Here is a 21,936-nt window from a genome sequence, read left to right on the forward strand (position 1 = left end):
GAGTTAAATCATACAACATACGACCCGGCCTAAGATATGAGTTATCTAAGGCCGGGTCGTGTTATAGATGCGGGAAGGTTACGAGAAACCAGTGCTAGTTGGAGATATAATGCAGCTCCTTTATTAAGCTGGCATGTAAAGTGGACCAAGCCGAGTATGCAAAAAATTTCATAGTTGGCAAAGGAACATACTTGGTTGCTTATCATAACGAGGGTTATACTAATATTATCTATAAAAGATGTAGAGAAGTATATGATCAAGCTATCGCACAGATTGAAGTATAGGAGCAGCTTGAATCGACAAAAAAGTGGTGGTTGAATTGGGGTAACCGTTAAAGATTTACTGCTGCTGCCTTCGTTTAGAGGGGCTCAGGTGGTCACTGGAGCAAGCAGGCTTCATCAGACCGTTTCCTCTTTATCTGTTTTAGAGGTGGCGGATGTCAATTTCTTCTCGCAAATTATTCAAACCGTTCAAGAAGAGTGGTATGCTGAAGAGTTGGTCATCAGCTCTTTTTATTCCATAAAAGACAGCGTAGAGCAGCAGTGCAAAACCGTTCAGTACCTGCATGACCTGGGTGAAGTGGGGCTGATTCTGTACTATGTTGGCATTGTAATGCCAGATATCGCTGATGAAGTGCTCGAGCTGGCTGAATCTTTGAATTTTATTATCATTTGCATGCCGAGAAACGATTACTCTCTTCGATATAATGAAGTCATTTATGAAGTCATGGAGGCGATCGTCAGCAATCAGAATGTGAATGAGCATTTCGTGAATGAATCACTGGAAAAGGTATCGCTGCTGCCGGAACATTTGCGGAGCGTGGAAATTACCCTTAAACTGCTGTCGGACCGGATGAAAGCGAACATCGTTCTGACAAACAGCAACCTGGATATCATCAATCGTGTCATGTGGCCGCGCAATTCATCGCTCCCTGTTGCGAATCTGATCCGGTCCATGGCGCCTTCCATTTTGAACGGCAGAACGGGAGAAGGGGAGCTGGATTCGTCCTGCTTTGTTGAATACAAACGTGTTCAGCAAAAAAACGGGGAAGCCCTTTACCTGTTTATCATTAAAGAAAATTCGAAGCTGCCTCCGAAGACGATGGATCAAATCAGCGAGGTGGTGCAGGTGGCCATCAATTTGTGGGGAGATAAGCATAACGAGGTCAGCGAATACGCTCTGGTTAAAGCCATCGTAAATGATGAGAGTGAAAAAATGCGCAGATTGGCCAGTTTACTGTATATCGACGTTTCCGCCATCCAAATGATGTGGCTCGTGTACATTCAGGATTTGTCGGAGGAAAGAAAGATAAGGGAAGACTTAAAAGCGTATCTCTCGCAATATTATAAAACCGCGGTCATTCAAACAATCGATCACTGCATTGTCGTTTTGCTGGGGAATTGTTCCTATAAATACAATGAGTTTGAAATCGCAGCGGAATATATCGAAACCACGAGTCTCATCGCTGAAATATCGAGCATCGTGTATTCTCCGAGGATGCGGAACACGCAGGACGTACGCCGAATGTACCAGCTCGTCAACGAAGCCTCTAAAGAGGTTCACCGCATCTACCATCACCGCAAACTATACACCGCGGCTGAAGTCCGTTCCATGAAACGGGCGATCGATCTAAGCAAACAAGGGGAAGAGATCACGGAAGAATGCTTGTCTGTCCTGGAGCCGTTGTTGGATGACCTTGATGCATTGACAACCCTGATGACGTTTCTTCTGGATGCGAAGGGAAATATGGATGACTGCAGCAAGCTGTTGTTCGTCCACAAAAATACGGTGAAATATCGCATCAAAAAAATTTGCGAGCTCATCGGATATGATGTGACCATCAATTCGGAATCGTACGATGTTTATACCGCCTGCATGGTCTACCGTCTCATCCATAACTAAAAAGTTCCGATGTTTTGTCCAATCAGACAAAAACATCGGATTTTTTTTTGTTTTCTGAAAAAGACGCTGCCCGGCTTCATCTTTTACAATAAGAAAAAACAATTCGAACGTACAAGGTTGAGGAGGGGAGATCATATGAAAGCCGTTAAAGAGCATCAATCCTGGTTCAGTCTCGGGATCATCTGGGCCGGCGCGGTCATCAGCATCCCCAGTTTATTGGTGGGAAACACGCTGGTGGCAGGCATGGGATTGTCGAAAGCGCTGCTCGTCACGTTGGTGGGTTACTCCATCATTGTATTGCTCATGATTTTGCAGGGGATTCAAAGCACGGATTTAGGAAGGCCGACGGTTCAGATTGCAGGGCAGGTGTTCGGCAAACAAGGATCCCGGACAATTCTTTCGATCATTCTCGCCATTGCGTGCCTCGGATGGTTCGGAATTCAGGCGAATGTGTGCGGTGCGGCCTTGGCCAATTTGTTAGCCGTAGGTGGAATGAGTGTCCCGGTTCCGCTGGCTTCTCTCATCTGCGGTCTTGTGATGGTGGTCTCGGCGATCTATGGCGTTAAAGTGCTGCGCGTCATCAGCTATATTGCCGTTCCTTTATTGATTGGGATTAGCGTATTTGGTCTTATCAAAGCATTGACCGGTGAATCCCTGCAGATCATTCAGAATTTCAAGCCACATGGAGCTATGAGCTTTACGGACGGACTGGCGGTAACCCTGGGTTCGTTTGCCTTGGGAGCGGTTATCGCGGGAGATTACTCCCAATTTTCGAGAAAACGGTCCGATGTCCTGAAAGCCGCCCTTTTCGGAATTATCCCAGCAGGCTTGTTGATGATCGGTGCAGGAGCGGTCCTGACGATTGCTTACCAGGCCAGCGATATTACAGCAACCTTTTTGAGCATCACGACTCCGTTTATTGGCGGTGTGGTTTTGATCCTCGCTACCTGGAAAACGAACCTCGTGAATGCCATTTCAGGCGGTTTTGCCTTAATAAACGTGTTCAACGTATCAAAGGAAAAAGAAAAATGGGCCGTCGGCATCGCCGGAACGATCGGGACGGTACTGGCTGTCGTCGGCATACTCAACTATTTTACGCCGATTATGTCCATCCTGTCGGCCATGATTCCGCCGGTGGCAGGCGTGATGATCGCATCTTACTGGGTGCTTGGCAAAGGGGATAAGAGCCGCTGGCATGAGGTCGAAGGCGTGAATATACTGGGCGTCATTTCCTGGCTAGTGGGCGCGGTCATCGCTTGTACCCCTGTTGTGTTATCCCTGTTCCCAAGCCTGCCGCAGGTACCGAATCAGCCGTTGATCGGGATTGTCATTTCTTTTGTCATCTATTATGTAGTCTATCGTTTATCGGCTCGGAAAACAGTCATATTGGAGGAAACGTAAATGAGATATTTAGATCAAGCAGCTGTTGAAAACATCGCCGTCGGCGCAGCATTCTTAGGAACCGGCGGAGGGGGGGACCCTTACATCGGAAAATTGATGGCTCTCTCGGCCATTGAGAAGTTTGGACCAGTAAAACTGTTCTCCGTCGATGAGATTCAGGATGAGGACTTTTTCATTCCGGCCGCGATGATGGGGGCGCCTTCCGTATTAGTTGAGAAATTCCCTAAAGGGGACGAGTTTGTTAAGGTTTTTCAAAAATTAGCGAATTACTTGGGAAAAGAACGGATCGCCGGCACGTTTCCGATGGAAGCGGGAGGCGTTAATTCCATGATCCCCATCGTCGTTGCGGCGCAGCTGGGATTGCCTCTGATCGACTGTGATGGTATGGGACGGGCATTCCCGGAGCTGCAAATGGTCACGTTTAACCTGGATGGCATTCCGGCGACACCGATGGCGATTACGGATGAAAAAGGGAACATCGGCATCTTTGAGACCATTGATAATAAATGGACAGAACGGCTCGCCAGAGTGGCCACGGTCGAAATGGGGGCCAGTGCTTTAGTCAGCCTGTACCCGGCAACGGGTGCGCAAATCAAGCAGAGCGGCGTTCATCATATCGTGACCCTGTCCGAACAGATCGGAGCCATCATTACATCGAAGAATCGGGACGCGGGCGACAAGCTTCAAGAACTGCTGAACCTGGTGTCCGGCTATGAACTTTTCCAAGGCAAAATTGTGGATGTCATCCGGGAAACCAAGGGAGGATTTAACCTCGGCCAGATGCATCTTGAAGGAATCGAGGCGTTTAAAGGCGGCGAGATGAAGGTTCATTTTCAAAATGAAAACCTGATTGCTGAAAAGAACGGTCAAGTGGTAGCGATGACCCCCGATTTGATCTGTCTGGTTGATTACGAAACCTTGTCGCCTGTAACTACGGAGAGCCTGAAATACGGAAAACGCGTACGGGTGGTTGGACTGCCCGCTCATGAAAAGTGGAGAACGGAAAAGGGAGTCCAGACGGTAGGACCAAGATACTTCGGATATGATTACGATTATGTTGCGATTGAGGAACTGGTGAAAAAGGCGGTGGCTGAGAATGTATAGAATCGGGATCGATGTAGGCGGCACCAACACAGATGCCATCATATTGGATGAGAATCATCATTTGATTCATGCGGTTAAATCCCCAACAAGTTTAGATATTAAAACAGGGATTGAAACTTCGCTCCGGAATTTGCTGCAGGAATCGAATATTGATAAAACCCAAATCACGCATGCCATGCTAGGCACGACGCAGTGTACTAATGCCATTGTTGAGCGTAAAAAGCTGGCGCAAGTCGGCGTCATTCGTCTGGGTTATCCGGCAACGGCTTCCGTTGCTCCGTACACGTCCTGGCCTGAGGATATGGTTCAGAAGCTGTCGGGTAAATATGCTCTCGTTCATGGCGGATATGAATATGACGGCCAAGTGCTTGGAGAAGTCGATGAAGCTGAAATTACAGCTCTTTTAGAGGAATGGGGGAGCAGCGTCGAGTCCATCGCAGTCATTGGTGTATTTTCATCCATTAAAAATGATCAGGAGCTCCAGATTCGCGATCTCATCCATCAAGTATACGGACCTGAATTCCCTGTTTCCTGTTCTTCATTGATTGGTTCTGTCGGCTTAATTGAACGGGAAAATGCGACCATACTGAACGCAGCCTTATGCAAGGTGATTGAAACGACGACCCAAGGTTTTGTGCAGGCGTTAGAAGAAGAGGGCATCACAGACGCAGCGGTGTTTTTATGCCAGAATGACGGTACCCTGATGTCGATAGATTACGCAAAGCAATTTCCGATCCTAACCATTGCATGCGGGCCGACGAACAGCATACGCGGTGCCTCTTATTTGGCGAAGATCAAAGATACGATGGTTCTCGATGTGGGAGGGACGACATCGGACATCGGGGTGTTGCAGGACGGCTTCCCGAGAGAATCCTCGGTTGCGGTCGAGGTTGGCGATATCCGCACGAATTTCCGCATGCCGGATATTATCTCCGTCGGGTTGGGCGGCGGAAGCATTGTGCGTTCGGAGAACGGCAAAATTACAGTTGGCCCTGACAGCGTAGGATACAAGATTGGACAGGAAGCGCTGGTTTTTGGCGGGCATACGCTGACGACAACCGACATTGCCGTTCGGCTGGGCCTCGCGGATGTCGGGGATAAGAGCTTGGTAGCGCATCTGGATGAAGACTTTGCAAAAAATGTGCAAGCTGAAATTGCAGCCATTATTGAGCAGGCCATTGATAAAATGAAGACATCCTCGGGAGACGTTGAGCTTGTTTTGGTAGGCGGCGGCAGTGTCGTTATCCCGGACACGATTCGCGGGGTATCCCATATGATTAAGCCTGAGAACGGGGGCGTAGCCAACGCCATTGGCGCGTGTATCGCTCAAATCAGCGGACAATATGAACAAATTTATATTTATTCTACAGAGCCCCGTGAGGATTCATTAAGAGATGCGCAAGAAAAAGCCGTGAAGCAGGCGGTGCTGGCTGGCGCTGATCCGGCAACGGTTGAGCTTGTGGAAGTGGAAGAAACCCCGCTGGCTTATCATCCGGGCAATGCGACGAGACTGAGAGTGAAAGTAGTAGGAAACATGAAGTAGATGAGAGAACCTTGAGCGTAAATATGATAAAAGGTAAAATATAATATATTATAGCTGCAATTAAATCTTAGGCGGGCATGGTTTCCCTTCGAACGGAGGGGAAGCCATGGAAGTGAAAGATGCATTAACACAACAAGAGAAAGTAAAAACCCACCCAAAGGTTGAGGCCGAAGGTGGGTTTTCTTCCTGTACGACTTAGAATGGAATAAACCATCCAAGCCAATTGTACTGACCAAGTGTTCGCATCACTTGGTCTTTATTACATAAATAATAACACAATAAAAAATGTATCAAAGCGTGCATCCCCATCACATAACATTGTATCTACGCTGCGCTCTCTGCCTATTGATTCCCAAAATATGGAACGCAGGGAAGCTGATTCAGCTCACAACCTTGCAAGGATAAGCCCGTCGGATCCAGTCACTGGCGCTCTTTTAAGCCGCTCAGGCTCGTAAAGAGTGTAATTCTTATCTAAAACCACTCAGGAAGGGGAGCCAGATGGATAAAGGGAAAATTATCTTTTTGAATGGAGTAACAAGCTCTGGAAAAACTTCCATCGTTGATGCCATTCAATCTTACACGGATCCATTTTTTTATGTAGTTGCAAATGACCTTTTTGAACAAATGATAGGGGATAAACATCTGCATGAAGATTATTGGAAGTATCTTAGCGAAGTCATTATTATGATGTACCATACAGCAAGATTATTTTCAGATAGTGGAAAGAACATTCTGATCGATGGGATTTTAGTTGAAAGGCCTGAATTAGTACCACACTATGACAAGGTTAAAGGCATTTTTATGGGGTATCCATTACAAATTGTTGAGGTGTATTGTCCCTTAGATATATGCCGCAAGCGCAATATTGAGCGTGGGGATAGATCAGAGGATCAGTCAGTTTGGCAAAGTGAATTAATGGCGAAGAACATTCAATACAGTTGCTCCGTCAATACCAGTTTAAATACACCAGAAGAGTGTGCAGAAATTATAATTAGAAAATTCTTTGAGTAAAACGACACAAGTCTTTTAGGTGTGTAATTCCAGTAACCGCGCTCCTTTAAGCTTCGGGATTCGTAGGTAGTTGTTTAAAAGTATGCTTATAAAACAAATAGAGAACGCTTGTGCGCAAATGCCAAAAAAGGTAAAATATAACTACAATCGATTCTTAGGTGGGCAGGGTCTTCACTCTTGCTCTATTAACAACATCAATATAACAACTAGAGAAAGTAAAAACCCACCCGAAGGTTGAGGCCGAGGTGGGTTTTGTTACTGTTTGACTTCGAAGGGAATAAATCATCCAAGCCCATTGTACTGACCAAGTGTTCGCAGCACTTGGTCTTTATTACATATATATCAAAGTTGATTACCGATGATGAGAGGGAGGAATTGAATATGAACGCAAATGAGGGAAACAAAGTTGAAGAAAGCCTGGAAGACATTACGGGTATCACTTGTATTTACGTGCCAGTAAATGATGTTTACGAGTCTATTCAATGGTACCAAAAGAATTTAGGGTACCAACCCGCAAACAACGACCTTGTTGAGCCTGGAATGAAGATGGCTGTATTGAATCTTCCCGATCGTAATGGAAACCTGCCTTCCCCTGGTTTAAGGCAAGTCGTACCTGCATTGTTCCTTCACCAATCGGATGAAGAAGGCGGTCGATTACGTTTTTCATGGTCATTGGACAACGGCAAACCCCATGCAATGGCATGCTTTATTACTCCGAGAATTCAAGAACTCTCTAAACGATTCAAGGAAAACGGAGTGAACATTTTAGGTGAACGAGTGACAAGCGGACCGAACATAACGTTCGCAGATCCTGACGGTAACATATGGGAAGTGTGGCAGCCCTAATTGAAGAACGAGTATAAGAGGGCTGCTTCGCGAATGACAGCAAATTTTTCGTTGAAGAAGGAGATCTCGTATAACAGCATAATTGCGCTGTGTGCATTCGCCCTTCGGTTTGGCCGAGGGTATCGATGAAGAGGAGGTCAATAGGTTGAATAAGCATCATGTTCATGAAACAAACAGCTTCTATTGGGATACGAAAGGAAATGACTTCTTAAGAGCCATCGTGCTTCCTTATTATGGAGCTTTTGTTTCAGAAGAAAAATGCCAACTTTTTGGTGATGTGTCCGGAAAAAAGATGTTAGAGATTGGTTGTGGAAACGGTCAATCCTTGCAATATCACGGGGATCGCAACGCATCTGAACTATGGGGGATCGATATATCAGAAAAACAAATTGAAAGGGCAAAACAGCATTTGAAGGCGTGCGGCCTGTCAGCAAAATTGATCTGTTCTCCCATGGAAGAAGAGCGCAACATACCCGCAAATTATTTTGACATTGTTTATTCGATATACGCCATAGGCTGGACAACCGACCTTGAAGGCACTTTTTGCCGGATCGCTTCTTATTTAAAAAAAGACGGCATATTTATTTTCAGCTGGTCTCATCCTATACACCGATGTGTTGTTCAAGAAAATAATAGATTTGCTATTAACAAGCCTTATTTCGATGAATCCTGGTATTCGGTATCTCCAGATTTTTGTCAAGGCGAACTAACCTTATCTGACCGTAAACTATCGACCTACATTAACGCGTTGGCGAAAGCAGGGTTTGTTATTGAACAAATGATTGAAGAAACTGACAATGAAATCATACAATTGCACGATGCAAATGATGATTTGGTAAAAAGAGCGAAGATGTTTCCGGTCACCTTCGTGATCAAAGCAAGAAAACTTTAAAAAATGGGGGCTGATTAAGATAAACATCAATCGTTTAGACCATTTAGTGTTGACTGTTTCGAATATTGATCAAACCTGTGAATTTTATTCTCGGGTCTTAGGAATGCGAACGGTAACATTTGGAGAAGGACGAAAGGCATTGCATTTTGGGCAGCAGAAAATAAACCTACATGAAGCAGGCAAAGAGTTTGAACCAAAAGCGAAAACGCCTATGCCAGGCACTGCTGATTTATGTTTTATAACAGACGATCATATACCCGATGTCATACGCCATTTAGAATATTGTAATGTAATGATTGAGGAAGGTCCTGTATTGAGAACAGGGGCATTAGGATCGATCACGTCGGTTTATCTTAGAGATCCAGATGGGAATTTAATCGAAATCTCTAATTACGATTCGTGAATATGAGAACGTTACATGTATGAACGAAGCGATATATTAATAAATTTTCAAAAGGAGCATTGATATGATAAAACGACTTCATCATGCCCAAATCACAATTCCGAAGGGAAAAGAAGAAGAGGCTAGGAACTTCTATTGTGGAATTCTCAAACTGGAAGAAATCTCAAAACCGGAATCACTAGTTGGTCGAGGCGGCTTTTGGGTTCAGGTAGGAGATCAACAACTACATATTGGAACAGAAGATGGAGTGGATCGTTTACAAACGAAAGCCCATCTAGCGTATGAAGTGGAAAATTTAAAAGAAATGGAAAAGCTGCTTAACAATAATGGTATTGAGATACTGGAATCTGTTGCAATACCAGGATATGAAAGATTCGAATTCAGGGATCCTTTTGGCAATCGGGTTGAGTTTATTAAACCAATTTAAAAAGATGTAATTTCAAAGGCATTTTAAAGGTGAAAATAAGAAGTACATGATCTGAGGTGTTACAAAGTTCCTTCTTTTAACAAAGCGCTGCAGCGTCGATTCAACAAAAATAAGGAGTTAATTTATGAATAATAGTGAGTTCACTGTTGGCTGGGGAACACTTGCATTAATTAATGCAGGATTAGCACAAGGAAAGAACAGAAGCGGACTTCATTGGTTTCTAATATCATTATTAATTGGACCATTAGCAACACTGTTCATCGTGGTATGGGATAGGAAAGATTAATGGCTTAGTAGGGATATCGAGAAAGCCGATTCATCCGATAACACTGCATTGCGGCCGGCTCCTGGCTGCGTCAAGCAGATCGGCATTCCATCATGGATATTGAGCTACTGGAAGTATATCGACACCCATTCGTAATCAAATGCCAAAGCGGTGCGCGAAGCGGCGCCGTTTCCACTGATTATCCTAAGCCATGGGATGGGCCCGGGGATGGTACTTCACGCTTCACAGGCTGAAGAACTGGCAAGCCACGGCTACGTCGTTGCTGCGATCGACCATACCTACAGTACTTTGGCGACGGTATTTCCGGATGGCAGGGTGACGGACTACAGAAGTGTCTTGGTTGAGGATCATTTTTGGAGCAGGGACGGAACATCGGGAAAGTATGGAGCGGGGATGTCAGGTTCGTTCTGGACAAATTGGCAGCAGTCAACTCGAGGGTAAATGCAGCCGGTTTGGAGTGGATGATGGACATGGAGCGGATCGGCATTATGGGACATTCCTTCGATGGGGCTACGACGTTTGATGCGTCCTACACGGACGACCGGATCAAGGCGGGAATCGATATGGACGGGACGGTTTGTGGTTCAACTATGAAATTCACGCAAAGTAAATATTAAATCATATCAGAAGGGAGCATCTATATGATCTGTAAGGTTAGTGATTTATCAGATCAAGTTCTCCATGAATTTTTATCCTATTGTATGAGCCCGGTTGCTGAAAGGATCGAGACCGAATGTAGTAATTACAAGACAAGAACGAACAGAGAACTGTATGGAATAAATGGCGAGTAAGACATATGATCGCTTCGAAAAATAAGATCACTGAACTAATGCAAAAGAAACTAGCAAATGATCAAGAAGCACTAGTTCGAGGATCAATAGTTAGAAACAAAAAAGTTAAACTAAGTGTCTTAGAATTATTAATAAATGACGATGACGAAGAAATTAGGAGCATAGCTAAAGAAAGAATATTAATGGGCGAATATAAAGAATAGCTATGATTAGTCCAGTCTGACCGGGCGACAAAGTCTTGATATCTCCTACAGGTCAAATTATGATCCACTATTAATTCACTCATTCCTTTTTTTTGAAGAAATCGTACTTGATCACAAAATCAAAGAGAGCCGTAATTGCAATTGCTCCAAGTGGAATCATTAAGTATGCCCATGGCGGATGATTTGGAACTTCACCAGGTGGTGCTTCGATTAATATCCCATAAAGGACAAAACAATAAATAATGGCCAACACAACACCTGTCAAGTTTCTGTTTTTCATAGCTGTTTTTCACCTCCAGGCCGAATATCATTTCATGTCTCTGCGCGCCATTCGTAATGCCGGATACCGAGTACATAAAGACGAAGAACCCTGTCGTACGGTACCCTTTGCAAACCATACTTATATAAATAAGAGGGACAAAGAGATCGGACACTGCTCGTATAAATAACTTGGCTTACTGAGAGCTTAATATATAAATATTAATAGAATTCCAATTGCAAAGAAAAATGAACCGATCACGATCGCTATAAACCCACCAAATTTTCGGGCTTCAATGTAGGCGTCACTTGGCTCGGAGTCACCTTTCACTTTCCACGCTTCATTCATACTCCAACCAAACGTAGGTTTAATGCGACTAAGGATACCGAGTGCAATAAATATAGCACCGAAAATAATGAAGGTTGCTTGAACCATGTTAAATCAGCTCCTTTTTATATAAGACGCTTAGGAGCTACTTGAAGTTCCGCTTAACAAATATTGACTAACTAACGGACCGATGGGAGAACGCAACTTAATGTTTAATGAGTTGGGGGTTCCGCGGTCGCCAAAAAGTAGGATCCAATTAACCCAATTTCGATTATTACAAAAATGAGCACTACCAGCAGGAAAATTTTTTTACCACTCATGTTATTACCTCCCAAAGCAGAAGTTAGATTGTCCAAGACGCCGGGGCCGAAATTTATGAATTAAAAGCAAACCATATGATCAAATAAATTAACCCATAGATAGCGACTAATCCAAATACACAGATAAGCACAATCAAGAGCACAAGTTTTTTACCATTCATGGATGCACCTCATTATAGACCTTAGCACAAAATAGGGGGATTATTCCATCAATAACCATATTTACAATCAATCATCTATAAGGATAGAGGTAATGACGCAGTAGAGTCAGAAGTCGCAACAAATACTAATCGTTCTTCTTCTCTATCAGTTTCTCAATGTAAATCCAAACATAATATGTAATCCAAAATGCAATCATGGCTAGTAATGCAAAAGACTTTTTATCGTCTGGAAGAGTGAAAGCCAGGATAATTGCGAGAAGGAGGAACGGTGGTAAGAGGGTGAAGTATTTCTTTTTATGCAATTTAACTATCTCCTTATTAGTAATTAGTTATAAATACATTATCACTATTAACAAATTCTGGGAAGTGCATGATAACGATATGTCTGATGCGTTATGCGAGGGATCGCCAAGTGACAATACTTTTATTGAATTGATTTTAAATTAAAAATTTAACAGATTGATTTTGACAGGAATAAAACAAATACCATTCTGGAAGGACATTGTAGATTAAAGCAGCACGTAAGTGCCTAACATTTGGGACTGACGCCCCTCAGTCTTCCAATGTATAATCATGGAAAGATGTCCCCCAATGACACAAGAAGCTATAAAAACCATAAACCGGAGGATCCAATATGCCTTTTAAAGATGCATTTACTTCTTTCCCTAAGCTTGAAACTGACAGATTTATATTGAGAGAATTACGTTCGGAAGATGCCGAGGCATATTACACTTATTTCTCAGATCATGAAGTAACAAAATACTGGGGATATCCAGGGCCCAAAAATATCGAGTCATCCTCCAAGACATTTACGCGGTTTCAAAACGCATTTACTAGAAAAGAAATGATCACTTGGGGAATAGCATCCAAAGATGAGGATCAAATTATTGGGACATGCATTTTGAACGATTTTGTGAGAGGATCCATGGTTAACTTATCCTACAACTTATCAAGAGATTATTGGGGAAAAGGGATCATGACCGAAGTGCTCAAAACGATTATTCCGTTTGGATTTAATGAGCTGGATATAAACCGAATACAAGCTAAAGTCATGCCGGAAAACCATTCATCTGTAAATCTTTTAACAAAGTTGGGTTTTGTACAGGAGGGTTTGCTTCGGGACTATATATTTGGTGAGTTCATCACGGATACATTGATATTCTCCATGCTGAAGAAAGATTCTATTACAGCTGCGTAGCTGCGGTTTTTTAGTTTAGAACATATATCGTTTGCAGAAAATGATCAACTTCAAGGGGAGCAACTCAACAGACAACCCTGCACCAACTAACCGCTCTGCTGCCGGCCAACTCGCACTTATTCAGCCCATGTGTGTATTTCATCCGCGACATTCTGCTGCTTGAATGGGTTTCATCATATCCTTTATTATGTTTATATCACTCAAAATTTTTTGTAGATAGGAGATTGATCTTATAATTATCAGAGAAGCAAGTAAAATAGACTACCCTCAGTTAAGACAAATATATCTTGAATCGCGCCGCAAGAGCTTTCACTGGGCAAATGCAGAAGAAATGAATTTAGATGATTTTGATAGAGATACAACTGAGGAATATATACTATTAGCTGAAGAACATTCCCGAATCCTTGGTTTCGCATCTTTATATTTACCTGAGAACTTTATTCATAATTTATTTGTACACCCCGATTTTAGCGGTAAAGGGGTTGGTACTCAATTAGTTAACCATGCTATAGAAAAAATGGGTAAGCCCGCAAGATTAAAGTGTGTATCAGAAAATCATAAAGCATTAGGTTTCTATGAAAAAAGTGGATGGAAGAAGGTTGTTGAAGAAGGAAAACCCGGAGAGAAGTATTGGGTTTTAATATATGAATAATAAAAATATGGAGATCTTTAGTAAGAAGATCGTTTAGCGGGCTGACGTCTTGTCTTTATTCGAAGAAGCGGCCCATTACATCACACTTCGGGGCTGACGCCCCTTGGTTGTCAGATGTATAATCATGGAAGATGAAAGATGGTTCAGACAACACACGACCCGGCCTAAGATAGGAGTTATCTAAGGCCGGGTCGTGTCGTTCATTCGGTAAACGTTACATTGAAACAAGTATGATTCCTACTATTAAACATCATTGAAATTCACATACAAACCTAAATTGAAAAGGAGAATGAGCATGAGCATGGGATTAGAAGTTGCAAAGATGGAATTGGAGATGAAAGACATTTCAGGATCTAAGTTCAAGGAAGTTAATGCGGAGGGTTTAGATTTTGATAATGTTAATTTATCAAAATCTAAGATTAATAATGCAAATATGAGTGGAATGACTTTAATTGACGTTAATGCTAGTGAGGTTGAAATTAGAAATGCTAACCTATCCGCCACTTCAGTTCAGCATGCAAATATGAGTCATATGAAGGTAGATCATGTACACCTATTCGGGACTGAGTTTGTAAATATTGTTTTGCCTCAGGAAGGTGACAGAAATTATGATCCAAACGGAGATTATAAGCCTATAGTGTTTCATAATTGTAATCTGAGCAATATGGAGATAAATAACTGTGACATTACCGGCCTAAAGATCAACGGGATACTAATAGAAGAGCTGCTTAAGAACAAATGATAAATTTTTTGTGAGTAACTCGAAGACGGCACTGGCACACAGATAACGTAGTGTTCTCGCTGCGGATCGGCTTACGCCGATCTTTGGTTCGCCCGGGGAGACTTGTAGGGGAGCTGAATCAGCGGACGCATCGATCTTCCTTAGATAGGAGCATTCTAAGGAGGATCGACTTCGTGAATACGAGAGCCTCAGGTAAAAGTAACAAATATTCACCAATAACTTAATGAGGTGTCATAGATGATTAGAAATACTGCCCGGGCACTGATTATTCAAGACGGACTGTTACTTGCGATAAAAAAAGAACGTCCTGAAGTTGGAGTGTATTATACTTTGCCAGGAGGGGCTCAGGAGATAGGCGAAACGATAGAGCAGACATTACAACGTGAATGCTTAGAAGAACTAGGAATTGATGTTGCAGAACACAAGTTTATTTGTATTAGAGAATACATATCAAAAAATCATGAGTACTCTTTTATCATGAAGGAAGTACATGCAGTAGAGTTTATTTATGAATGCAGGATTAAAGCGACTGATACTTTTGTCAGCTCACAGGCTGATATTGGGCAAATCGGAATGGAGTGGATACCCACTGAAAGTATAAAACAATCTGTATCCGCGTCAGACCAATCATCAAAAACTTATCAATTCCCTGAAACAACAAGGGACTTTTTTAGAGAATACTTTAGAGATCAAGGCTTAGAACTATATCGAAGTAAGAATTATGAAAGTTAATCATAACCATCAAGGCAGTGGAGTTTGTTATCATACGCTGGACTATAACGCTTTTACAGGTATACATATCTCGCAATAATGGTTATACAACATATCACCAATGTATCTTTCGAATATAGGTTTGTTGTCTATTTGATATCCGCTACGATTTAACGCAGGAAAAATATCAGCCCACGCTTTTTGAATATCCTCGGCTGTATGCTTCACCTTATAGGTAACATAATGTCCACCATCGAGTTCAGTTTCGAAAATGTTATGATCCGTGTCATCTATCCGATAATCGTCTGGAATAACAATACAAGCATCATACCGACAGTTCTCAGGAGGTGTAGTTTCCGGATTATCTTGGGCAATTCCAAGCAGTATGGATGAACCGTTGAGTAAATTTTTTTCTGCAGCCCATTTCTTTAACGCTTCCATTGCTTGGATGTTCTGAGGACCGTATGGACCTACTTGGCGCACAAAAGCAATGCGGGTTTTTGGCATCATTTCAAATTTAATAACCATGATTTCATTCCTCCCTGGATGATATTGGATACACAACGCATGCTAACATGATATAAAAATATATTCATTAGTTTTTTCGAGTACCCATTAGGTTTAAGCGCAAGCGGGAGGAAAATCAGGCATTCAATCGAATATAGTGAAGGTATTGAAAGGATGCGCAATAAGATCACAGGTCATATAAACCAGTGTCTTCACCTAACATAAGATTCACGCTACGTTCATTTTCCTTAAATTGGGAGAATGTGGAAGTGCAGTGAAATCGCTCATCATCACAGACGCCTACCTGAGATAAAGCTATCTAAGGTGGGCGTTCGTCGTAAATCCACAAAATGTTATCGGAAATTGCCGCACAATCATTTGTGTAAGGGGGTTGCATGATGGAAAGATATAAGCATCCATTAGGTAAACAACTGATTTATGATTCGTACGAATTATTGCTGGATTCATGGGGAACGAAATATGAAGAAAGAGACGTGGATACTACATATGGTCTAACCCATGTCATTACTGCGGGGGATCCGCAAAGTCCACCTTTGTTGCTTTTCCATGGAACAGCCGATAATTCAGCCATGATGTGGATTTATAACGTCAAAGTGCTGTCAGAGAAATTCTATATCATTGCTGTTGATGCGATAGGTGGTTCAGGGAAAAGCGAACCCAATACTCATTATTATAAAAGCTTCAACCAAGTCACTTGGATTGATGACCTTTTAAGTAACTTACAAATACATGCTGTAAACATCTGCGGAGTGTCATATGGTGCTTACTTGGCTTACCACTATACGATGAAAAGGCCAATGAACGTCGATAAGGCCGTTTGTTTAGCGGGTAGAATTCCTTCCAGCCAATTTGAGGTCATTACTAAGATGATGGCAGCGTTTTTTCCTGAGGCATTATTTCCATCTGAACGTAATTGCAAAAAATTACTGAGAAAACTGAGCGGAACCAATTTCTCGACATTTGAAGATAACGATGTGTTGATGAAGCACTGGTATTATTTGTTGAAGCATTTTAACAATAAATCCATGATGCAGCACAAGATTGAAATTAATGCGGATACAGAATTATCAGTTCTGAAAGACAAAGTCTTGTTTTTGATTGGTCAATATGACAGGTTAACCAATTATCCAAAAGCAATAAAGAGATTAGAAGATAACAAACTAAATTACAAAATCATTAACAATGCAGGACATGCAATTAACCATGAGCAAGCTGATGTAATTAACAAAGAGATTATTGAATTTTTGGCATAAAGATCATTAGTATATTTGAAGATGTTGGAGACACCCTTACCCAAAACCACGGTAATGAATCCAGGGAGGGATAAGCATGCTAAAATTGATTAATGAACTTCCGACAGATTTCCCAATTGCTGGAGTCCACTGCGTACCCGTATTTGATAACGGCAATCTGATGATGGTTTGGGATCGAGAAGAGAAAGTACTTACTACCATTGGTGGAAGACTCGAAGAGAATGAATCCACACAAGAGGGTTTAGAGCGAGAAGCTTTAGAAGAAGCAGGGATAGAACTAGCTGAGGTAAGAATACCGTTTGCCAGCTGGTTTTGGAAGGAAACCAATTCGTATACCGTATATTTTCTAACTCAAGTTAATAAATTCGTGAGTATACCTGCAGGATTTGAAAAGACAGGTTACATCATAACAAATTTTGAAACGGCGATAGACATGATAATGAACATCGAAGGAAGAGGAGAACGAATTGAAATCATCAGAAGAGCAGGTATATTGGCGGGTCATCTCGATCAAGAAAGCAACAGCAGATAATTCTTGCGGTGATTCAGACCGTTATCATAAAAGGAGACCTATACCATGAATCCATTGATTAAAGATGCTGTAGTAAAATTAGCAGAGAATCTCCAATTACCCGAAAGGGTCTTTGATATTGAAGATTTACCGTGGGTTCCTTTTGATGAGGGGAAAGAAGCAAATTGTTATTTTAAACCTCTTCGATTTGACCTTGCCACCGGCACCTGGATATACCTCTTTAAAATAAAGAGCAATCAAGTGCTGACACGCCACCGGCATACTGGAGGATCTGTGATAGGATACAACATTCAAGGGCAATGGAGATATGAAGGACGTCATTGGATGGCGAAACCAGGAACCTTCATTTTTGAACCGCCTGGAGATATTCATACGCTTATTACTGAAGATGAAGAGGTCATTACTTTATTCATTTTGGGCGGATCCTTGCAATATTTCGATCAAGACAATCAAGTTATTGGTCAAGATGATATTTTTACAGTACTCAAAAAATATAGAGATTATTGTGATGAGAATGGAATCGAAGTGCGTGAAGATCTTGTTTATTAGGAGTTGAGGTGCTTAAGACAATGAACCAATTTCAAATGAAGCTGGGGATATTTTTTATATAGATAACGGGAGGGAAATTGCTATGCAGCAATTAAACAGAGCATTGGAAAGTGACAGGCTTTACCTTCGGCCGCTTGTAAGCGAAGATTCCGATATGTATTACCCGAACATGTTGAACGAAGAAGTAAGGAGATTGACGGGAACCCAAAGAGTATTTTCAAAACAGATGATCGAAAATTATATTGAAGAAATACAGAATGAAACGGATCGTATTCATTTATTGATCGTTCTTAAAGAGGAAGATCGTATTATTGGAGAAGTTGCACTACAGGATATAGATTATGTAAATCGCAATTCCAATATACGGGTAGCTTTGTTTAATGAAGCGGATTTTAGCAAGGGATTTGGAACAGAGGCTCTAAAATTATTACTGAATTATGGCTTTGGTGTGCTGAATCTACATAGAATTGAACTTAACGTGTACTCGTATAATGCAAGAGCCATAAAAGCATATGAAAAGTTAGGATTTATACAAGAAGGAATCCAGCGAGAGGTTCTCTATTATAACCATGAGTATCATGACTCCATTACAATGAGTATTTTAGAGAATGAATTTCGAAAAAATGAAGGGATTAAATAACACCTTATTTATGCGGCTGGGCGGTATGGGATTTCTAGAGTAAAGAGCAGTACCGATTTTGGAAGTGTTCCAGGGGAGTGCTTATGAAAACCTATATCTAAATGGTGAGGCATGGCGAATCACCTAAACTCGAAGGGAACGAAAGAACTCAAAACCCGAAATTTACAAGATGGAATTTGATGAAGGGGTGCTTAAAGGATCGAAGCGATTGTGGACAGATGAGACACACCTTTTTGCTATTTAACGACAGCTTTACATTCGTTACTTGGATCGGGACAAGCTGCATCAGGGCAAAGGCAGGTTTTCCAAACGCATTGCAGACGACGGTGAAGGCGTAACACGCAAACAATGAAATGAGGTGAATACACTGACTGTTGTTGGTGTTCTAGGAACAATACATAATGAAGAGCTAAGACAGACATATAACTGTTCGCTCGATCTGTATAAAGAAATTATTGAAGAGTTCAGTCCAGATATCATTTGTGGTGAAGTTCATCCTAATGCCTGGGACAAATATTGTAAAAATAAGGGTGAGAGGGGATATTGGGGGGAGCCGGCAAGTGAGTACTGGGAGCTGATCTTTCCTTTATGCGAAAATAACAAGATCAAGTTTGTTCCAATCGATTGGTTTGAACTCGATGTATGGAATAACTTCGATCCCTTTGCCGAGCTTCCTGAGGGAGTAAGGGAGAACATCATGCGAATGGATGATGAGTGGTTTGACAAACAAATGGCCACGCATTCGTTTGGAAGGATCCCCTTTAATTCATTAGAATTTGATACCATCACAAGAGCGAAATACGAGTGGTTAGAACAATTGAACCCAAGATCGTATAATTTTCGATGGAAGATCCGGAATCAAATCATGATAGAGCGTGTAAGAAATACCGTCAATTCTAGTCAAGGTAAGAAAATTCTTTGCATTATAGGTGCTGATCATAACTATATATTTATTGATGAATTAATACGGCAAGACATCGAGCTGAAATATCCATTAAGATAACTCAATGAGTTGGAGGTTAACATGGATAAAAATATTACATATAGGAAGCTACAAGTAGGTGATGAATCGATTTTTTTTGATTTAGTATTGCTGTTCAATGAGGAGTTTGAATCCCCTAATACGGACTTCGTCAATCATGTTGATATTGCGGAGCTTTTATCAAATCCTTTATTTATTTGTATCGTTGGAATAAAAGGTAACGAGGTTATTGGCGGATTAACCGGATATGAGCTGCCCATGTATGATCGAATGGGTTCCAGTTTGTATTTATATGACATAGCGGTAGGAGAAAATAACCAACGTAAGGGAATAGGAAGCCGTCTGGTCAAGGAATTAGTCGAGTATTGCAAATCAAAGCAAATCCATGAAATTTTTGTTCAAGCAGATGCTATTGATCAACACGCGGTTGAATTTTATAAAAAACTTGGTGGAGAGATATCCAGTGTTTATCAATTTACATTTACTGTAAAATCATAACGAAAAAAGCCCTTGCGAATTGTAATCGTAAGGGATAGTCACACATCCTACAGGGAGAATTCGGCTCCCCCTTTTTTTATTTTTCGGATGCTTAGCACCGATCCACTTTCACTAGGTCCGCAGCAACCCGTGTTCACTTCCTGAGATATGACATCATTAATTAATGTTTAGATTACAAGCGCATTCCTGCTACAAATCCTTCAGCGTGTTGGGAGGCCAGAACATTACGTACCAATTACGAAAGGCAGGGCATGAGATGTTTGTTTTTTCAGAACTGGATGGAAAACGAGTAAAGTTAATTCCATTAGAATTGGAACACAGTATACATCTATATGAATGCTCTAGGGACCCGGAAATTTGGGCAAGCTATCCAATCCATATTCGGACGTTAAATGAGATGGAGAAATTCGTCCAAAAACCATTGGATGGGCGTGAGCGGAAAGAGCAGTTTCCATTTGTTATTTATGATAAAGAGGCAAATGAAATTGTAGGAACAACGAGATATCTTAGGATATCAGAAGAAAATAACAATTTAAATATAGGCTCAACTTGGTATTCATCGAAGGTATGGAGAACTAGAGTAAACACAGAATCCAAATCCTTATTATTGAAGTATGCCTTTGAGAATTTACGAGTAAATCGGGTTGAAATCATAACGACAATAACGAATATAAGATCACAGAAAGCCATTGAACGACTTGGAGCTGTCCGAGAAGGAATTCTCAGAAAGAAGTATAACGGACTTGATTATGTGATTTACAGCATTATAGATACTGAATGGAAAGATGTTAAGAACAGACTTGAAGGCTTTCTTGATGAAGCTAGGTACGTCAGATAACAACATATTCATGCATTGGGTTTGCTTTGCGCTTCTGAGAACAGAAGAAGAAAGATGCAGTTTGAATCTAGCATTCGCAGCGAGGAAGAGGATCCAGTCGGGCAAACGGAACGGTTTAACCGTCATCGCGACGAGCGACTTCGTTTCCTTGAGGTGGCGAGAGTTCCTGATAGCAGAACGTAAGTTGCGATTAGGAGAACAGTATAGATCCTTGGAGGGGATTAATTTATGGGATCCAGAATCATGCACCTGATTATCGGCTACAGAATTGCTGAAAAATTATATATCCAAGATCGAACTTCATTTTTACTTGGAAGCGTTGCTCCTGATGCTGTTCAAACAAAGGATGAATCCCACTTTTTTAAAGGCGAACATCAGAATTATACGAGGTACATAGACTATCATGGATTCCTCAATAAGTATAAACTATATTCGGATAACCCATATGTGCTTGGATATTTCACCCATCTAATTGCTGACGATCAGTGGTTGAAGGGCTTTTATATGCCCTGGCTGAGGAATCGTATGGAAGCGGACGCAGGGTTATATCCGCTGTATCACAATGATTTTAGATTACTGAATGGGAAACTGTTAGAGCACTATGGGTGTACAGAAGAAATGAGGCAAGCGATCAGTGGTTCACCTAAGGTCATTGACCTGGAGGAGGTTAAGGCCAAAGAAGCCATTGACATTGTTCCGCATGTTCTAGGGGACATGGATTATGACAAACACAGAATCGATGAACCTTTAAATGTCTTTAGCTTGATTCAGATCGAAGGATATATTGAAACATCGGTGAATATAGGAGTAATGAAATTACAACGTAAGATTTGAAGAAAAAATAGAGTTATGTGACAAACTTAAGGGAAATCGCAAAAAGGTATAATATTGAATTCACGCTGGGTGGCTTTAGTTAGAATCTAGGATAAGAACTATT

At 41.6% G+C, this 21,936-nt stretch carries 28 protein-coding genes; 25 read left to right on the forward strand and 3 right to left on the reverse strand.

The annotated features are described in order from the left end of the window. The first annotated feature begins 372 nt into the window (after positions 1-372). From KI379_RS01495 to KI379_RS01555, 13 genes are all read left to right on the forward strand, one after another. Complete coding sequence (locus KI379_RS01495; protein WP_244879162.1) at positions 373-1,902, forward strand: PucR family transcriptional regulator; 1,530 nt, start codon at positions 373-375, stop codon at positions 1,900-1,902. Between the two features lie 135 nt (positions 1,903-2,037). Continuing rightward, entirely contained in the window at positions 2,038-3,303 is a 1,266-nt protein-coding gene (locus KI379_RS01500) for a cytosine permease (RefSeq protein WP_212982562.1), read from the forward strand. Then, positions 3,304-4,407, forward strand: a complete 1,104-nt coding sequence (locus KI379_RS01505) for a DUF917 domain-containing protein (protein WP_076173400.1) — start codon at positions 3,304-3,306, stop codon at positions 4,405-4,407. After that, positions 4,400-5,950: a hydantoinase/oxoprolinase family protein gene (locus KI379_RS01510; RefSeq protein ID WP_076173399.1), complete on the forward strand. Its 1,551-nt coding sequence runs from the start codon at positions 4,400-4,402 to the stop codon at positions 5,948-5,950. Before KI379_RS01505 ends, KI379_RS01510 begins: the two co-directional genes overlap by 8 nt. Before the next feature lie 498 nt (positions 5,951-6,448). Continuing rightward, a complete protein-coding gene (locus tag KI379_RS01515; protein ID WP_212982563.1) occupies positions 6,449-6,961 on the forward strand; it encodes a phosphotransferase-like protein in 513 nt (170 codons plus the stop codon). Between the two features lie 381 nt (positions 6,962-7,342). Next, a complete protein-coding gene (locus KI379_RS01520) occupies positions 7,343-7,807 on the forward strand; it encodes a VOC family protein (RefSeq protein WP_212982564.1) in 465 nt (154 codons plus the stop codon). Positions 7,808-7,952: 145 nt separating this feature from the next. Then, positions 7,953-8,699 carry a class I SAM-dependent methyltransferase gene (locus KI379_RS01525; protein WP_212982565.1) on the forward strand — a complete coding sequence of 249 codons (747 nt, stop codon included), beginning with the start codon at positions 7,953-7,955 and terminating at the stop codon, positions 8,697-8,699. Between the two features lie 19 nt (positions 8,700-8,718). Then, positions 8,719-9,102: a VOC family protein gene (locus tag KI379_RS01530; RefSeq protein ID WP_163879233.1), complete on the forward strand. Its 384-nt coding sequence runs from the start codon at positions 8,719-8,721 to the stop codon at positions 9,100-9,102. A gap of 64 nt (positions 9,103-9,166) precedes the next feature. Then, positions 9,167-9,529: a VOC family protein gene (locus tag KI379_RS01535; RefSeq protein ID WP_212982566.1), complete on the forward strand. Its 363-nt coding sequence runs from the start codon at positions 9,167-9,169 to the stop codon at positions 9,527-9,529. A 124-nt stretch (positions 9,530-9,653) separates the two neighbouring features. Then, positions 9,654-9,815: a hypothetical protein gene (locus tag KI379_RS01540; protein ID WP_163879033.1), complete on the forward strand. Its 162-nt coding sequence runs from the start codon at positions 9,654-9,656 to the stop codon at positions 9,813-9,815. A 150-nt stretch (positions 9,816-9,965) separates the two neighbouring features. Beyond that, positions 9,966-10,256, forward strand: a complete 291-nt coding sequence (locus KI379_RS34325; protein WP_212982567.1) for an alpha/beta hydrolase — start codon at positions 9,966-9,968, stop codon at positions 10,254-10,256. Continuing rightward, a complete protein-coding gene (locus KI379_RS33980) occupies positions 10,169-10,432 on the forward strand; it encodes an alpha/beta hydrolase (protein ID WP_244879163.1) in 264 nt (87 codons plus the stop codon). Before KI379_RS34325 ends, KI379_RS33980 begins: the two co-directional genes overlap by 88 nt. A gap of 179 nt (positions 10,433-10,611) precedes the next feature. After that, complete coding sequence (locus tag KI379_RS01555) at positions 10,612-10,809, forward strand: hypothetical protein (RefSeq protein ID WP_212982569.1); 198 nt, start codon at positions 10,612-10,614, stop codon at positions 10,807-10,809. Between the two features lie 79 nt (positions 10,810-10,888). Here KI379_RS01555 and KI379_RS01560 read toward each other — a convergent pair whose 3' ends face one another. Further along, on the reverse strand, positions 10,889-11,089 hold the full coding sequence (locus KI379_RS01560) for a hypothetical protein (protein WP_212982570.1): 201 nt from the start codon (positions 11,087-11,089) through the stop codon (positions 10,889-10,891). 186 nt (positions 11,090-11,275) lie between these two features. After that, a complete protein-coding gene (locus tag KI379_RS01565) occupies positions 11,276-11,503 on the reverse strand; it encodes a DUF6199 family natural product biosynthesis protein (protein WP_076173393.1) in 228 nt (75 codons plus the stop codon). A gap of 1,007 nt (positions 11,504-12,510) precedes the next feature. Between KI379_RS01565 and KI379_RS01570 the strand changes: the two genes are divergently transcribed. The 4 genes from KI379_RS01570 (at position 12,511) to KI379_RS01585 (ending at position 15,200) form a co-directional block, all read left to right on the forward strand. Beyond that, positions 12,511-13,074, forward strand: coding sequence for a GNAT family N-acetyltransferase (locus tag KI379_RS01570; protein ID WP_212982571.1), 564 nt, complete (start codon positions 12,511-12,513; stop codon positions 13,072-13,074). Between the two features lie 232 nt (positions 13,075-13,306). Next, complete coding sequence (locus KI379_RS01575) at positions 13,307-13,726, forward strand: GNAT family N-acetyltransferase (protein WP_076173391.1); 420 nt, start codon at positions 13,307-13,309, stop codon at positions 13,724-13,726. A gap of 295 nt (positions 13,727-14,021) precedes the next feature. Beyond that, entirely contained in the window at positions 14,022-14,468 is a 447-nt protein-coding gene (locus KI379_RS01580) for a pentapeptide repeat-containing protein (protein WP_244879164.1), read from the forward strand. Positions 14,469-14,705: 237 nt separating this feature from the next. Then, the gene (locus tag KI379_RS01585) at positions 14,706-15,200 is read left to right on the forward strand and encodes an NUDIX domain-containing protein (RefSeq protein WP_076173390.1); all 495 of its coding nucleotides are present in this window, start codon (positions 14,706-14,708) and stop codon (positions 15,198-15,200) included. Positions 15,201-15,242: 42 nt separating this feature from the next. On the opposite strand, the gene KI379_RS01590 is transcribed toward KI379_RS01585, so the two are convergent. Continuing rightward, positions 15,243-15,707, reverse strand: a complete 465-nt coding sequence (locus tag KI379_RS01590) for an AraC family transcriptional regulator (protein ID WP_212982572.1) — start codon at positions 15,705-15,707, stop codon at positions 15,243-15,245. A gap of 374 nt (positions 15,708-16,081) precedes the next feature. Between KI379_RS01590 and KI379_RS01595 the strand changes: the two genes are divergently transcribed. The 8 genes from KI379_RS01595 to KI379_RS01630 all read left to right on the forward strand — a co-directional run bounded on the left by KI379_RS01595 (position 16,082) and on the right by KI379_RS01630 (position 21,833). Next, complete coding sequence (locus KI379_RS01595) at positions 16,082-16,960, forward strand: alpha/beta fold hydrolase (protein ID WP_244879165.1); 879 nt, start codon at positions 16,082-16,084, stop codon at positions 16,958-16,960. Between the two features lie 76 nt (positions 16,961-17,036). Next, positions 17,037-17,492 (forward strand): NUDIX hydrolase, encoded by a 456-nt coding sequence (locus tag KI379_RS01600; RefSeq protein WP_212982573.1) that lies wholly within the window; start codon positions 17,037-17,039, stop codon positions 17,490-17,492. A gap of 45 nt (positions 17,493-17,537) precedes the next feature. Further along, the gene (locus tag KI379_RS01605; protein ID WP_212982574.1) at positions 17,538-18,041 is read left to right on the forward strand and encodes a 2,4'-dihydroxyacetophenone dioxygenase family protein; all 504 of its coding nucleotides are present in this window, start codon (positions 17,538-17,540) and stop codon (positions 18,039-18,041) included. An 82-nt stretch (positions 18,042-18,123) separates the two neighbouring features. Beyond that, complete coding sequence (locus KI379_RS01610; protein WP_212982575.1) at positions 18,124-18,681, forward strand: GNAT family N-acetyltransferase; 558 nt, start codon at positions 18,124-18,126, stop codon at positions 18,679-18,681. A gap of 358 nt (positions 18,682-19,039) precedes the next feature. After that, on the forward strand, positions 19,040-19,684 hold the full coding sequence (locus tag KI379_RS01615; protein ID WP_244879166.1) for a hypothetical protein: 645 nt from the start codon (positions 19,040-19,042) through the stop codon (positions 19,682-19,684). A 21-nt stretch (positions 19,685-19,705) separates the two neighbouring features. After that, positions 19,706-20,161 (forward strand): GNAT family N-acetyltransferase, encoded by a 456-nt coding sequence (locus KI379_RS01620; RefSeq protein WP_212982576.1) that lies wholly within the window; start codon positions 19,706-19,708, stop codon positions 20,159-20,161. 256 nt (positions 20,162-20,417) lie between these two features. Then, entirely contained in the window at positions 20,418-20,999 is a 582-nt protein-coding gene (locus KI379_RS01625; protein WP_212982577.1) for a GNAT family N-acetyltransferase, read from the forward strand. Between the two features lie 228 nt (positions 21,000-21,227). Further along, a complete protein-coding gene (locus KI379_RS01630) occupies positions 21,228-21,833 on the forward strand; it encodes a zinc dependent phospholipase C family protein (protein WP_212982578.1) in 606 nt (201 codons plus the stop codon). Positions 21,834-21,936: the final 103 nt, after the last annotated feature.

The organism is Paenibacillus cineris (genome assembly GCF_018333335.1).
Classification (GTDB): Bacteria; Bacillota; Bacilli; order Paenibacillales; family Paenibacillaceae; genus Paenibacillus_AQ; species Paenibacillus_AQ favisporus.

Excerpts from the sequence above, each read along its gene's own strand:
- KI379_RS01500 (WP_212982562.1), top strand. The coding sequence starts at position 2,038 with ATGAAAGCCGTTAAAGAGCATCAATCCTGGTTCAGTCTCGGGATCATC.
- KI379_RS01505 (WP_076173400.1), top strand. The coding sequence starts at position 3,304 with ATGAGATATTTAGATCAAGCAGCTGTTGAAAACATCGCCGTCGGCGCA.
- KI379_RS01510 (WP_076173399.1), top strand. The coding sequence starts at position 4,400 with ATGTATAGAATCGGGATCGATGTAGGCGGCACCAACACAGATGCCATC.
- KI379_RS01515 (WP_212982563.1), top strand. The coding sequence starts at position 6,449 with ATGGATAAAGGGAAAATTATCTTTTTGAATGGAGTAACAAGCTCTGGA.
- KI379_RS01520 (WP_212982564.1), top strand. The coding sequence starts at position 7,343 with ATGAACGCAAATGAGGGAAACAAAGTTGAAGAAAGCCTGGAAGACATT.
- KI379_RS01535 (WP_212982566.1), top strand. The coding sequence starts at position 9,167 with ATGATAAAACGACTTCATCATGCCCAAATCACAATTCCGAAGGGAAAA.
- KI379_RS01540 (WP_163879033.1), top strand. The coding sequence starts at position 9,654 with ATGAATAATAGTGAGTTCACTGTTGGCTGGGGAACACTTGCATTAATT.
- KI379_RS01555 (WP_212982569.1), top strand. The coding sequence starts at position 10,612 with ATGATCGCTTCGAAAAATAAGATCACTGAACTAATGCAAAAGAAACTA.
- KI379_RS01560 (WP_212982570.1), bottom strand. The coding sequence starts at position 11,089 with ATGAAAAACAGAAACTTGACAGGTGTTGTGTTGGCCATTATTTATTGT.
- KI379_RS01565 (WP_076173393.1), bottom strand. The coding sequence starts at position 11,503 with ATGGTTCAAGCAACCTTCATTATTTTCGGTGCTATATTTATTGCACTC.
- KI379_RS01570 (WP_212982571.1), top strand. The coding sequence starts at position 12,511 with ATGCCTTTTAAAGATGCATTTACTTCTTTCCCTAAGCTTGAAACTGAC.
- KI379_RS01580 (WP_244879164.1), top strand. The coding sequence starts at position 14,022 with ATGAGCATGGGATTAGAAGTTGCAAAGATGGAATTGGAGATGAAAGAC.
- KI379_RS01585 (WP_076173390.1), top strand. The coding sequence starts at position 14,706 with ATGATTAGAAATACTGCCCGGGCACTGATTATTCAAGACGGACTGTTA.
- KI379_RS01590 (WP_212982572.1), bottom strand. The coding sequence starts at position 15,707 with ATGGTTATTAAATTTGAAATGATGCCAAAAACCCGCATTGCTTTTGTG.
- KI379_RS01595 (WP_244879165.1), top strand. The coding sequence starts at position 16,082 with ATGATGGAAAGATATAAGCATCCATTAGGTAAACAACTGATTTATGAT.
- KI379_RS01600 (WP_212982573.1), top strand. The coding sequence starts at position 17,037 with ATGCTAAAATTGATTAATGAACTTCCGACAGATTTCCCAATTGCTGGA.
- KI379_RS01605 (WP_212982574.1), top strand. The coding sequence starts at position 17,538 with ATGAATCCATTGATTAAAGATGCTGTAGTAAAATTAGCAGAGAATCTC.
- KI379_RS01610 (WP_212982575.1), top strand. The coding sequence starts at position 18,124 with ATGCAGCAATTAAACAGAGCATTGGAAAGTGACAGGCTTTACCTTCGG.
- KI379_RS01620 (WP_212982576.1), top strand. The coding sequence starts at position 19,706 with ATGGATAAAAATATTACATATAGGAAGCTACAAGTAGGTGATGAATCG.
- KI379_RS01625 (WP_212982577.1), top strand. The coding sequence starts at position 20,418 with ATGTTTGTTTTTTCAGAACTGGATGGAAAACGAGTAAAGTTAATTCCA.
- KI379_RS01630 (WP_212982578.1), top strand. The coding sequence starts at position 21,228 with ATGGGATCCAGAATCATGCACCTGATTATCGGCTACAGAATTGCTGAA.